We start from the raw sequence: 11,979 nt of genomic DNA on the forward strand, positions 1-11,979 counted from the left end.
GTATGAAGATTATCGATTTTTTCAAATCGATTCATTTTAAACTCATTTTGATCTTCGTGCTGCTGATTTTTGTAGCGATGCAGTTCATTACCGTATTTTTCACGAGCGCTCTTGAAGACACGCTCGTGGAAAATTTTAATGATACGCTCGCCGAGCAGACCGATCTTCTGGAGTATAATGTGCAGGAAGAACTGACACAGAGTCGAGGAGAAGACGATAATACGGTTCAGGAGGATATCGACAGTTTATTAAGCCAATTTGCCAATTCAGGAGCAAATAATGATCCGGGACAGTCGAGTCCGGAAGCCAGGGTGATCGGCTCCAATCAGATTATTTTAGGCACGTCGAATATAAACGAGCAGGATATCGTCAATAACCAATCGAACGATGACCTTGTGCAGCGGGCGTTATTAGGGAATACGCTTGAAGAAGTGCGCTGGGACGCCGACAGCGGCCACAGGGTCAGCTTAATTGTGCGGCCGATCGAAGAAGACGGAGAAATTCTGGGTGTATTGTACGTGCGTTCCGACATGTCGAGCGTATACAGCCTGGTAAATGACATCAGCAGTATTTTAATTGCAGCGAGCATTATTGTGCTGATTTTAAACGCCATCCTTGGTATTTTGCTAGCCCGCACGATTACAAGACCTATCGCGGACATGCAGCGCCAGGCTAAAATTATGGGGGAAGGAGACTTTTCCCGCAGAGTCCGCGTGTACGGCAACGATGAAATCGGGCAGCTGGCCCATTCCTTTAACCAGCTGACGCTGAAACTAAAAGAGAGCCAGGCAAGCACCGAGGATGAAAGGAAGAAATTAAGCTCGGTTTTGACCCATATGACAGACGGGGTTATAGCCACTGATGAACTCGGGCGCATCATTTTGATGAACAAACGCGCTGAGCAGCTGTTAAACAAAAACAGCGACGAAATGGAAGGCACGTACATTACAGAAGCTCTGCATTTGTCTGAGACGCTGACATCGAGTGATCTGTATGATTATAATGAAGCGATTATGCTGGATTTCAGCAGCGAGGAACAGGATTTTCTGCTGCAGGCCAACTTTTCCATCGTGCGAAACGAAGACGGACCGGTTACTGGTCTGATTACCGTGCTTCATGATGTCACGGAGCAGGAAAAGATCGAAAGAGAGCGCCGGGAATTTGTATCAAATGTTTCTCACGAATTAAGAACTCCGCTGACTACGCTGAAGAGCTACATGGAAGCTCTCGAAGACGGAGCGATGCAGGATGAAAATCTGGGACCCCGCTTTTTACAGGTGACCCAGAACGAAACGGACCGAATGATCCGGCTCGTGAACGACCTGCTTCAGCTTTCGCGGATGGACAGTGACGAAATCAGCCTGGACTTTTTTACTGTGGACCTGTCTGAAATGATTAATCAGGTGATTGAACGCTTTGAAATGATTAACAAGGATAAAAATATTGCTTTCTATAAAGAAGTCCCTTCCTACCCGGTATACGTAGATATGGACAAAGACAGGATTTATCAAGTCTTTGATAACGTGCTTTCAAATGCCGTGAAGTACTCGCCGGATGGCGGGGAAATCAGTGTGCAGATGTTTACTCGTGCCGATGCTGTAGACGTGGAAATCAGCGATCAGGGTGTAGGCATTCCAAAAGAAAGCCAGCACCGTATTTTTGACCGGTTTTACCGGGTGGATAAAGCGAGAGCGAGAAACCTCGGGGGCACCGGACTGGGTCTTGCGATTGCCAAGGAATTTATCCATGCGCACGGCGGAAGAATTGCGGCTGACAGTGAATGGAAAAAAGGAACCACTATATTAATTACGCTGCCATATTCAGTGATTAATAAAGCGGAGGCTGGATCATGAAAGAAACAATCAAATCCTGGGTGTTAACGATTTTAGTAATAGGCAGTCTGCTTCTTACCTGGCAGAACTGGTCGTTTCAGCCCGAATATGATAGCGTCAATTCCTCTGAAACCGTACAGGAAACGACAGAAATAGCAGAGACCCGGGAAGCAGGTGAAATCGTCCGGCCGAATCAGGGAGTAGTGCGTTCAAATGGCAGAAGTGTTCTCATGACCGAGGACCAGGCTTCAACTGACCTGGACAAAGCCTTCCGGCAGCTCGAAGAGGCAAGCATCACAGAAACATCAGCGACTGACCTGGAGCATGATGAGCTGTACGAAAACGTCTCTTCAGCAGAATATTCGATGGAGCTTGTATTTCCGTCGTCGGTATCGTGGTCGATGATCAATGAACTGTTCAGCTTTGAGGATGAAAGCGATGAAGCATCCAGCATCCTGGATGGCTCGATTGACCGGATTATATTAACAGCTTCACCGGCAAGTGAAGAACTGAACGCTGCGTTTGTTTCCTACGATCAGGGTGTAGTTGTAAACAGCAACACCAGCCTGGATAAAAGCGATGTGGAGCACGAACGGTATCTCTCGGAATACGAAAACATGCTTACTTACAGTGCTGATGAAAACGGGTATGAAAAGCATATTTATATTCCCGAAGATCCGGGATCCCGGACGAATTATACCTATGCTTCCACGAGTTTATCAGCCAACAGCTTTCAGCAGGTGTTGCTGCCGGAAGGAAATGGACAAAACCTTCAGACGTACAACTATGATTCATCAGAAGTCATCACAGACGGCACGAGAGAGCTGCGGATTAATAATGCCGGGGATTACCTTCGTTATGCCAACCCAACCTATTCGGAGCAGACAGACGGTAATGATACAAGCAGCCTTGTTTCTTCCTTTGAGTTCGTGAACAATCATGCCGGCTGGTCGGATAATTACCAGTATTATGATTCCACCACCCTGGACGGAGAAACAACGGTTACCTTCAGAATGAATAAAGGCGGTCTGCCAGTCTTCCGGGACTCCAATGGCAGTGATTTTGCTTCCATTCAGGTGTCGAATGTAGGCACGCAGACAAGTGGGTATTCCCGGCCGCTGTTTGATTTGGAAAATAACCCGGTCAGGACCGGGGCTGCTGGTGTCTCCACCGATCTTCCCACCGGGGAAGAAACGCTCGATGCTGTACAGGAGCAGTGCAGTTCTTCGCTGATTGAAGATATACAAATCGGCTACAGCATTTCAAGAAACGGGGAAAATTCCGGCTATTATGACATGGAGCCCGGGTGGTTTGTCCGCTGCGATGGCAGCTGGTCTCCAGTGGATTTTGGCGGAGACGATAACGAAGAAGGAGGAGAATAAGATGGACTGGGCGAGAACAAAGACCATTTTTATTATTGTTTTCCTGCTTCTTAATACATTTTTGCTTTCGAGTTATTTAGAACAGCAGACCAATTACCAGGAAAGCTCTGCCTCCCAGACAGGCGGTGAGGAATCAGAACAGCGGCTCTATGGGTATCCAGAGGATGATCTGCCGGACCGGATTGAACAGCTTCATCTAGAAGCAAGCTACGTGGATTTTGAAGACGGGAGCCGCTCTCAAAAGGTAGAAGACAACTCAAACATTAGTGAAATTACGTATATATCAAACGAACGACTGATTGGAATGAGTGCTACGCTCGAGGAACCGGTGGAAATATCTGAAGCTAACCGGAACGAGGATCTGGCCTCCTTTTTAAGCGACTATGTCTGGAGTGCAGACGATTATGAACAGGGCCAGATGGATGAAGAGTTAAACAGGCAGTACTATTATCAGACGTTTGACGATAAGCAGATTTATAAACCGGAGACGTCTGCCCAGCTTGAGCTGGTGTTTAACGACCAGGACGAGATTGTGGGCTTCCGACAGTCGTATTTTGAGCTCGATGCCACTCCGGCAGACAGCACCATTCCTCCGGAGGATGCTATTGAAGCCCTGGGGAACCCGAGCAACGGTATTCTGCAGACAAACGATACGGTGAGCGATGTGAGCGTCGGTTACTTTAACCAGGTTACACCTCAGGGAGAAAACGTTTATTTATATACACCGATGTATATTGTGGAAGTAAACGGAGAATCGAGGTACCTGGTGAATGCCAGAACCCAGCGCGTCCAATCATGGGAGCAGGTAATGGAGAATAACGGCGAAGAGGATATCATGGTCGAACCGGAGGTGCCGGAAAATGACTCTGACCCGGAAGAAGATGCTGAAGAAGATGGTTCAGCGGAAAACGGGGAAGAAGCACCGGCTAATGAATAGGGAAAGCAGGAGGATAGAATGACACTGCAGTTCAGTGTACTTGCCAGCGGCAGTACAGGCAATGCTATTTACGTACAGACTGGGAAGCAGCGTTTGTTGATTGATGCAGGATTGAGCGGCAAAAAAATAGTGGAAAATTTAAATGCGATCGGTGTGGATCCAGCAGCTTTGGACGCGCTGATAGTTACCCATGAACACAGCGATCATATTAAAAGCGTCGGGGTATTAAGCCGGAAATACCAGCTGCCGGTCTATGCCAACGTAAAAACGTGGCAGGCGATGGAAGGGCTTATTGGGAAGGTACCCCTGGAACAGAAATTTCACCTTGACCGAAATCAGCCGGCTGCATTTGGCAATATTGAGCTTGAGCCATTCCACGTTTCGCACGATGCAGCAGATCCTATGTTTTTTGTGTTTCACCATGAAGGCAAAAAACTGGCGCTTGCCACAGATATGGGATACGTCAGCGACCAGATCAAAGGCACGGTAAAAAATGCCGATGCGTACGTTTTTGAATCAAACCATGACATTAATCTGCTTCGTATGGGCCGCTATCCCTGGAATGTTAAAAAACGAATCCTGGGTGATTCCGGACACGTGTCGAACGAGGACTCCGCTTATGCGCTCGCGGATATTGTCGGAGAGCGGACGAGCAGAATCTATCTCGCGCATTTAAGCCGGGACAATAACATGAAAGACCTGGCACGGATGACAGTAAAGCAGGTGCTTGAAGAAGAGGAAACAGGAATAGGTCATACGTTTCATCTCTACGATACGGATCCATTTCTTCCTACAAGCCTGCATACCCTTTAAACCAATATATATGGTACACCTTAGGGGTATTCTCTATAAACGTAAAAAATTATCAAAAGCGCGCCCTTTTACTGGACGGGGCGTGCTTTTTCTTCGTACAATAAATATACATCCCGGCACCCGAGACGGGTATGATAAAGGGTCTTCATTTCAGTATGTGTCAAAAGCACTGAAATCAGCCCCGGTATCTTATGAAAAAGGAAGTGTCGGAATATGGGTTATTATGATGATCATGCAAGAAAAGAAAGTCAGAAGCAAAAGAAAAGTCGCAGAAATGTAGGTATCGCGGGCTTTGTGGGGGCAATTCTCGGTGCAGGGGTAATGACAGTATCAGCACCGTTTATATATGATTCGGTTTCAGGGGAAAATACTGAAACGATTGACGGGACGGCGGATTTATCGGACAACGGTTCCGGATCCGACGTCTCTACGGAAGAAGTCAGTGCAGAGGCTGGCACGGTAACAGCAGCAGCAAACGAGGTTTCCGGGGCTGTAGTCGGAGTGTTTAATCAGGTTCAGTCAGAAAACGCCGGTATTCAGGGCAGCGAGGACCAGGGCGAAGAATCTGTCGAACAGGGGACCGGCTCTGGCGTTATTTATAAAAAGGAAAACGGCTCAGCGTTTATTGTTACCAACAACCATGTGGTAGAAGGAGCAAATTCAGTAGAAATCAGCTTAGAGGATGATACCCGGCTGGAAGCAGAGATTGTCGGTACTGACCCTTATACTGATCTGGCCGTGTTAAAAGTAGATGGCGGACAGATAGACACGGTAGCTGATTTTGGCAGTTCGGATGACCTGCAAGTAGGTGATCAGGCAATCGCCATTGGGAATCCGCTCGGCACAGATCTGTCACGAACAGTGACAGAGGGAATCATCAGCGCGAAGGACCGCAGTATTCCGGTGGATTACGACGGGGATGGACAGGATGACTGGGAAGCAGACGTCATGCAGACGGATGCAGCGATCAACCCCGGCAACAGTGGTGGTCCTTTGGTCAACAGCTCAGGTCAGGTCATCGGCATTAATTCGATGAAAATTGCCCAGTCTTCGGTGGAAGGCATCGGGTTTTCGATTCCAACATCAGTGGCAGTGCCGATCATTGAAGATTTAGAAGAAGACGGCGAAGTAGAACGCCCGCAGCTGGGTGTTGCTATTCAATCAATTTCTGAACTGTCAAGCTACAACTGGACAGAAGAGCTGGGACTTCCGGAAGATGTGGATCACGGAGTGTACGTGACCCAGGTCCAGCCAAATTCTGACGCGCAGGAGGCAGGACTCGAACAAAACGATGTGATCACTCAAATTGACGGCGAAGAAGTACAGGGAGGCAGCGACCTCAGGAATTATCTCTATAACAGCACCGAAATCGGAGATACAGTTACTATAACGTATTACCGGAACGGGGAAGAGCAGACAACGGATATAGAATTAACACAGACAGCATCCACAGGTGAATAAATCAATTCAGGGCCTTCCATTGAAGGCTCTTTTTTTGTGGATAAATATAGATATGGTCGAACTGAAGAAAATATATGCTACAATAGACGCGGAGAAAATTGTATGGAGAAAGAGAGACAAACCCTTGCTATACTGCTGTAAAGAACATATAAGATAATTATTGGATGACGTATTGTAAAATGAAAAAAGTATAGCTGTGGGTGTGGATAGGATTGTGGATGAAAGTGAAAAAATATCCACACCCTGTGAGTATCGGGGAGAAAAAGCAGAATATATCTTGTCAATTTAGGCTCGTTCACTTGTGAATATGTGGACAATTTCTGTGGAAAAATAAGCTGGAGGGAAAAGACCTGTGAATATATTGATTATTGCCGTCGGTAAATGCAAAGAAACATTCATCAATGAAGGAATCGCAGAATATAAAAAAAGACTGAGCAGGCAGGGCTCCTTGGAAATTGTTGAAGTAAAGGATGAAAAAACACCGGAGCAGGCCAGTGATAAGGAAAATGAGCAGGTAAAGAATACAGAGGGCGAACGCATTCTCAAAAAGATTCCTGAACGGGGATACGTGATTGCTCTTGAGCCGGAAGGCAGAATGATTTCTTCTGAACAGCTGGCTGCAACCTTCCAGGATTTAGCCGTACAGGGAACGAGTACAATTGTTTTTGTCATCGGTGGATCGCTCGGCCTATCCGGGGAAGTATTAAAGCGGGCTGATTTCAAATGGTCATTTTCTGCGTTAACCTTCCCCCACCAATTAATACGCCTGATGCTTACAGAGCAGATCTACCGTGCAGTACAAATTAATGCGGGTAGCCCGTACCATAAGTAAAAGGAATGTAAAAAGCGCTTACTCTTAAAGGAGCAGGCGCTTGTTTAACAGTTAATTATTGTAGGCGCTTAACTGTTCTTCATAGGCGAATTCGACCATAACAAAATCATAGCCCCAGTCGTTGTAAGCGTTTTGCAGAAGCGTTTCCTTTGTACCTGTGTCGATGGAAAGCTCTGATAAGCTCTCGTAGGCAGCTCTCTGCTCCTCTATGACGAAATCCTGCATGACGTAGTCGTCAGGCCAGTCGCTCTCTGCATTTTCTTTAATACGGGTCTCTGCCTCTTCTTCAGTAATCGAAGCGATAACGTTCGTGTAGCTTCCGTCTGTCTCTTCGCTGGAATCGGATGAAGCTTCTGTCTCTTCTTTCTCCTCGTTGAAGGTCCCTGCTTCTTCTTTTAATTCTGCGTTTTCTTCCTTAAGCTCTTCGTTTTCTTCCAGTAAATTCTGGTTCTTTTCCTTTAGATTTGTTTTCTTTTCTTTTAGACTGTTCTTTTTCTCGCGGAGTTCTTCATTTTTTTCCTGCAGATTGGACACTTTTGTTTTCAGTTTCTGGTTCTTTTCCTTTATTTCCTGCAGTTCTTCCTTCACAGAAGACCCTGAAGCAGCTTCGGTCTCTATAGAAGTACTGCAGGCTGAAAGCATGAATAAGGAAACAAGACCTACGACAGGTACAATCTTTTTGTTCATATAACCTCCTAATAAAATGTATTTAATAGTTATATAGTACTGCCGGTGAGAAGGATAAACAAGTATTTGTTTGCCGGCCATTTCTTTTTATAGGCAGCTGCTTTTTTTGCAGGGATGCTTTACTTTACGGACAAAAATTCGGCGCTTTTAGGTGTAAAAAACCTAAAAGCGCCGATACTTTTATCATAATACAAAAACATTTAACGTAATGATAGCTCCTATTATCGTTCCAATTAAGCTGAAAATGACTCCGGCCAATGCTGCTTTTCTTCCGCGGTAATGATAGTTTTTAATGTCCTTTAATGCTTTAATCCCGGTCCACAAACCAATAATACCGAAAATTACACTGAAAGGAAAAAGAATTACAAGAAAAATGAATGCATCAAACCCCAGGACTAAGGAAATGATGGCTTTAAGGCTTCTTGGCTGGGTCGCCACTGTATCAGTTTCATTCATGGGCTGCCGCTCCTTCACTATACCAGATCACATTATCGTCTTTTTTATCGTAACGCGACTGTGAAGCAAAAACAATGAACAGGAGTGGCATTCTATTGACATTTCCCGGACTGCTTACGTTTGATCTTTCTAAAAAAAGGATATTAAGGATTTAGAGCATACAGTAAAAGAAATCAGCAGGCGAAGGAGTCGACGCGGCTATGGAAATTCTGCAGAATGACTGGGCTCCTGTGCTCGAAAAGGAATTCGAAAAAGAGTACTATCAGGAGCTGCGGGAATTTTTAAAAAAAGAATACCAGGAAAAGACCGTCTATCCTGATATGCACGATATTTTTAATGCGCTGCATTATACAGGATACGAGAATACAAAAGTGGTTATTCTTGGTCAGGACCCCTACCACGGGCCGAAGCAGGCCCACGGGTTAAGTTTTTCCGTAAATCCGGATGTTTCCATCCCCCCATCGCTGAAAAACATCCATGCAGAGCTGGAAGAAGACCTGGGCTGTGAAAAACCGCGTCATGGTTCCCTCGTTTCCTGGGCAAAGCAGGGAGTGCTTCTGCTGAACACAGTACTTACGGTGCGAAAAGGGGAAGCGAATTCGCACAAAGGACAAGGATGGGAAACCTTCACAAATGAAGTAATCCAGCAGACTAACGAAAAAGAGTATCCCGTGGTATTCATTTTATGGGGCCGCCATGCACAGGCAAAAGAAGAGCTTATTACAAATGAGCATCACTTAGTCATTAAATCTCCACATCCGAGTCCGTTTTCCGCTAATAAAGGATTCTTTGGAAGCCGCCCGTTTTCAAAAACCAATCAGTTTTTGAAAGAGGCCGGGCGTCTGGAAATTGACTGGTGTATTCCAACAGAGGAGGAAGATCGTACATGAGTATTCAAACATCTGTAACAACCTTAGCAAACGGAGTAAAAATGCCGTGGTTAGGCCTTGGCGTCTATCAGGCAGAAAAAGGTGAAGAAGTAAAAAATGCTGTTTTAACCGCCCTGCAGGCAGGCTATCGCTCCATCGACACCGCTTCCTTTTATGACAACGAAGAAAGCGTCGGAGAAGCGATTCAGGAAAGCGGAGTGCCGCGTGATGAATTGTTTATCACCACAAAGCTTTGGAACAATGAACACGGCTTTGACGAAGCGCTGGAAGCCTTTGAGCGCTCCCGTAAAAAACTCGGCGTTGATGTAGTGGACCTTTATTTGATCCATTGGCCGGTTCCCGGAAAGTTCAAAGAAACTTGGGGAGCGCTTGAGAAGCTGTATAAAGACGGCAAAGTACGTGCCATAGGAGTCAGTAACTTTACCGAACAGCACCTCGAAGAGCTGCTGAAAACAGCAGAAATCACGCCGATGCTGAACCAGGTGGAGTTTCATCCGCGTCTTTTCCAAAAAGCCCTGTTAGAATACTGCCAAAGCCATGATATTCAGCTTGAAGGCTGGAGACCGCTTGGGAAAGGCGATCTTCTTGAACACGATGCGGTGAAAGAAATTGCTGACAAGCATGGCAAAACGCCGGCACAGGTTCTGGTACGGTGGGCCCTTCAAAATAAGGTTGTATCTATTCCTAAGTCTGTTACAGCCGAACGGATCCGCTCTAATGCAGAAGTGTTCGATTTTGAACTCGATACGAAAGACATGGACACGATCAACGGCATGAATGAAGACGCCCGTTATGGTCTGCACCCGGATGAGTTCGATTACGCGTCAACGACAAAATAATGAAGTAAAGCAGCCGGCATATTCGCTATGCCGGCTGCTTTTTTATGTTTACCATCTTTAAGACTGCTGAAGGCCAGTTTCAATCATGCTCGTTATTTGCGGATCGGTCGGTTTTGTACTGCTTTTGAAGCTGCCGAGAACTTCGCCGTGGCGGGAAACAAGAAATTTCTCAAAATTCCATTCGATCTCACGGTCTGGGCTCGTCTGCTCCAGAAGCCAGTCGAACAGGGGATGTTTTTCGTTTCCTTTGGCATGGATCTTATCAAAAATATCGAAGCTGACCCCGTAATTGGTTTCGCAGAATTCCGTGATATTTTCAATAGTGTCCGGCTCCTGGCCGCCAAAGTCGTTCGAAGGAAAGCCGAGTACCTGAAAGCCACGGTTTTTGTATCGTTGATACAGCTCCTCCAATTCTTCGTACTGCGGAGTGAATCCGCATTCTGAAGCAGTGTTGACAATCAGCAGTACCTCTCCCCTGTACTCGTTCAGTGTTTTTTCTGTGCCATCAGCCTGCACGGCCTCAATGTTGTAAATACTGGAAGTCATAATTTCCTCCTTTGAGCGAATAATACGTTTCATATAACCTCCGCCATTCCCATTCAAACTCCTGTGCTGTGAATAAAATGCAATTAATGCAGGAAATAGCGGGAAGGTTTTTCAATTTCATCAGGATGCTATAATATTAACCGATATGGATGAATGAGGAAAGAAGGCATCAGGATGAAGCGGACAAAACTTTTATTATTAGCAGCTGCCGTACTAACAGGCAGCTTGTTTACCTACTTACAGCTGCCGGCAGGATGGCTGCTTGGCGGGCTCGTGACAGGGATTGTTTGCGGGATGGCGTACAAACGGCTCGTTTTTGATGGCTGGCCGTTCCGCACCGTTCTTGCTTTGATTGGATGCAACATTGGTTTTATGATGGAGCCCGGCATCTTTGCTCTTCTGGGACAGTATATTTTTCCGCTGATTCTTACCCTCAGCTTAACAATGGCGCTCGGCGTTGGTCTCGGCTGGCTGATGAACCGCTGGACGGATCTCGATCCGCTGACGGCTTATTTTTGCTGTGTCCCGGGAGGCGCTTCGGAGGTGATCGGCTTAAGCAGCGATTACGGAGCTGACAACCGCATGGTCGCGGCATTTCACACTACGCGAATAACGCTGTTTGTGTTAACGATACCAATTTTTATCGGTCTTACGACCCCGGCGGATATTGGCTCGATAGGAAGTGCCGGACCGGCGATATCCGAAGTCTCTCCTACAGTAATGGGAGTGTTCGGTATTTGCGTTGTGGCCACGGTTCTGCTTTATTATTTGTATAAAGTACCGGCAGGAACGTTGTTTTACGGGTTACTAATTGGATTTGTCGTTGGCCACTGGGTGGTGACAACAGACAATGGACTCCCCTCTGTTATCGGTGGGAGCGGCCAGGCTCTGCTCGGAGCGATGGTCGGTATCCGTTTTGACCGTCCGACCTTTTATAAATTAAAGGAGATCGGATGTCCAAGCGCGGTGCTTCTCGGGTTTTACTTCATTTTCAGCCTGCTGCTCGCTCTAATGTTTCACGCTGCTACGGGTCTGCCGTATGTGACGAGTCTTCTCAGCACAGTCCCTGCAGGGGCAGCAGAGATGAGCAGCACGGCGGTTGCCTTACATCTTGAACCGACTCTTGTATCGAGTCTCCATATTATAAGAGTGCTTGTGTTGTTTCTCTGCCTGCCATTTTTTGTGCGTCTGCTGCAGAGGCTTATTCAAAAACAGTCGGTATAGCAGAACTGAATAGAAATAGACAGCTGGGGCGATAATTAATTTTATCGTCTTTTTTTTGGGAGAAAACGCTGGAGAAAAAA

12 protein-coding genes are annotated in these 11,979 nt (G+C 46.4%); 9 read left to right on the plus strand and 3 right to left on the minus strand.

Annotation, left to right across the window (positions count from 1 at the left end; translation table 11 throughout):
* Positions 1 to 2 precede the first annotated feature (2 nt).
* From walK to rlmH, 6 genes are all read left to right on the plus strand, one after another.
* Positions 3 to 1,853, plus strand: coding sequence for a cell wall metabolism sensor histidine kinase WalK (walK, locus tag ACTRXI_RS04365; protein ID WP_474261244.1), 1,851 nt, complete (start codon positions 3 to 5; stop codon positions 1,851 to 1,853).
* Positions 1,850 to 3,214 carry a YycH family regulatory protein gene (locus ACTRXI_RS04370; protein WP_474261245.1) on the plus strand — a complete coding sequence of 455 codons (1,365 nt, stop codon included), beginning with the start codon at positions 1,850 to 1,852 and terminating at the stop codon, positions 3,212 to 3,214. The genes walK and ACTRXI_RS04370 overlap by 4 nt, the downstream gene beginning before the upstream one ends.
* 1 nt (position 3,215) lies before the next feature.
* Positions 3,216 to 4,151, plus strand: a complete 936-nt coding sequence (gene yycI, locus ACTRXI_RS04375; RefSeq protein ID WP_474261246.1) for a two-component system regulatory protein YycI — start codon at positions 3,216 to 3,218, stop codon at positions 4,149 to 4,151.
* An 18-nt stretch (positions 4,152 to 4,169) separates the two neighbouring features.
* Positions 4,170 to 4,964, plus strand: a complete 795-nt coding sequence (locus ACTRXI_RS04380) for an MBL fold metallo-hydrolase (protein ID WP_474261247.1) — start codon at positions 4,170 to 4,172, stop codon at positions 4,962 to 4,964.
* Positions 4,965 to 5,177: 213 nt separating this feature from the next.
* Positions 5,178 to 6,425, plus strand: coding sequence for a S1C family serine protease (locus ACTRXI_RS04385; RefSeq protein WP_474261248.1), 1,248 nt, complete (start codon positions 5,178 to 5,180; stop codon positions 6,423 to 6,425).
* Between the two features lie 352 nt (positions 6,426 to 6,777).
* A complete protein-coding gene (gene rlmH / locus ACTRXI_RS04390) occupies positions 6,778 to 7,257 on the plus strand; it encodes a 23S rRNA (pseudouridine(1915)-N(3))-methyltransferase RlmH (RefSeq protein WP_474261249.1) in 480 nt (159 codons plus the stop codon).
* A 51-nt stretch (positions 7,258 to 7,308) separates the two neighbouring features.
* On the opposite strand, the gene ACTRXI_RS04395 is transcribed toward rlmH, so the two are convergent.
* The gene (locus ACTRXI_RS04395; protein ID WP_474261250.1) at positions 7,309 to 7,944 is read right to left on the minus strand and encodes a hypothetical protein; all 636 of its coding nucleotides are present in this window, start codon (positions 7,942 to 7,944) and stop codon (positions 7,309 to 7,311) included.
* A gap of 183 nt (positions 7,945 to 8,127) precedes the next feature.
* The gene (locus tag ACTRXI_RS04400) at positions 8,128 to 8,400 is read right to left on the minus strand and encodes a DUF4190 domain-containing protein (RefSeq protein ID WP_474261251.1); all 273 of its coding nucleotides are present in this window, start codon (positions 8,398 to 8,400) and stop codon (positions 8,128 to 8,130) included.
* A 200-nt stretch (positions 8,401 to 8,600) separates the two neighbouring features.
* Between ACTRXI_RS04400 and ACTRXI_RS04405 the strand changes: the two genes are divergently transcribed.
* Together ACTRXI_RS04405 and ACTRXI_RS04410 are read left to right on the plus strand one after the other, a co-directional pair.
* Complete coding sequence (locus tag ACTRXI_RS04405) at positions 8,601 to 9,290, plus strand: uracil-DNA glycosylase (RefSeq protein WP_474261252.1); 690 nt, start codon at positions 8,601 to 8,603, stop codon at positions 9,288 to 9,290.
* Positions 9,287 to 10,129, plus strand: a complete 843-nt coding sequence (locus ACTRXI_RS04410) for an aldo/keto reductase (RefSeq protein ID WP_474261253.1) — start codon at positions 9,287 to 9,289, stop codon at positions 10,127 to 10,129. Before ACTRXI_RS04405 ends, ACTRXI_RS04410 begins: the two co-directional genes overlap by 4 nt.
* A gap of 57 nt (positions 10,130 to 10,186) precedes the next feature.
* Here the strand turns inward: ACTRXI_RS04410 and ACTRXI_RS04415 are convergent, their stop codons facing one another.
* Entirely contained in the window at positions 10,187 to 10,675 is a 489-nt protein-coding gene (locus tag ACTRXI_RS04415; RefSeq protein WP_474261254.1) for a glutathione peroxidase, read from the minus strand.
* Between the two features lie 174 nt (positions 10,676 to 10,849).
* Here ACTRXI_RS04415 and ACTRXI_RS04420 point away from each other — a divergent pair, with 174 nt between their 5' ends.
* Positions 10,850 to 11,899, plus strand: a complete 1,050-nt coding sequence (locus ACTRXI_RS04420) for an AbrB family transcriptional regulator (protein WP_474261255.1) — start codon at positions 10,850 to 10,852, stop codon at positions 11,897 to 11,899.
* The last annotated feature ends 80 nt before the right edge of the window (positions 11,900 to 11,979 follow it).

This window comes from Marinococcus sp. LNHM4E3-1, from assembly GCF_056034405.1.

What these genes read in the sequence shown, in the direction of transcription:
- ACTRXI_RS04420 (WP_474261255.1), top strand. Translation starts at nt 10,850, where the DNA reads ATGAAGCGGACAAAACTTTTATTATTAGCAGCTGCCGTACTAACAGGC.
- walK (WP_474261244.1), top strand. Translation starts at nt 3, where the DNA reads ATGAAGATTATCGATTTTTTCAAATCGATTCATTTTAAACTCATTTTG.
- ACTRXI_RS04380 (WP_474261247.1), top strand. Translation starts at nt 4,170, where the DNA reads ATGACACTGCAGTTCAGTGTACTTGCCAGCGGCAGTACAGGCAATGCT.
- ACTRXI_RS04385 (WP_474261248.1), top strand. Translation starts at nt 5,178, where the DNA reads ATGGGTTATTATGATGATCATGCAAGAAAAGAAAGTCAGAAGCAAAAG.
- ACTRXI_RS04370 (WP_474261245.1), top strand. Translation starts at nt 1,850, where the DNA reads ATGAAAGAAACAATCAAATCCTGGGTGTTAACGATTTTAGTAATAGGC.
- ACTRXI_RS04400 (WP_474261251.1), bottom strand. Translation starts at nt 8,400, where the DNA reads ATGAATGAAACTGATACAGTGGCGACCCAGCCAAGAAGCCTTAAAGCC.
- ACTRXI_RS04405 (WP_474261252.1), top strand. Translation starts at nt 8,601, where the DNA reads ATGGAAATTCTGCAGAATGACTGGGCTCCTGTGCTCGAAAAGGAATTC.
- yycI (WP_474261246.1), top strand. Translation starts at nt 3,216, where the DNA reads ATGGACTGGGCGAGAACAAAGACCATTTTTATTATTGTTTTCCTGCTT.
- ACTRXI_RS04410 (WP_474261253.1), top strand. Translation starts at nt 9,287, where the DNA reads ATGAGTATTCAAACATCTGTAACAACCTTAGCAAACGGAGTAAAAATG.
- ACTRXI_RS04395 (WP_474261250.1), bottom strand. Translation starts at nt 7,944, where the DNA reads ATGAACAAAAAGATTGTACCTGTCGTAGGTCTTGTTTCCTTATTCATG.
- ACTRXI_RS04415 (WP_474261254.1), bottom strand. Translation starts at nt 10,675, where the DNA reads ATGACTTCCAGTATTTACAACATTGAGGCCGTGCAGGCTGATGGCACA.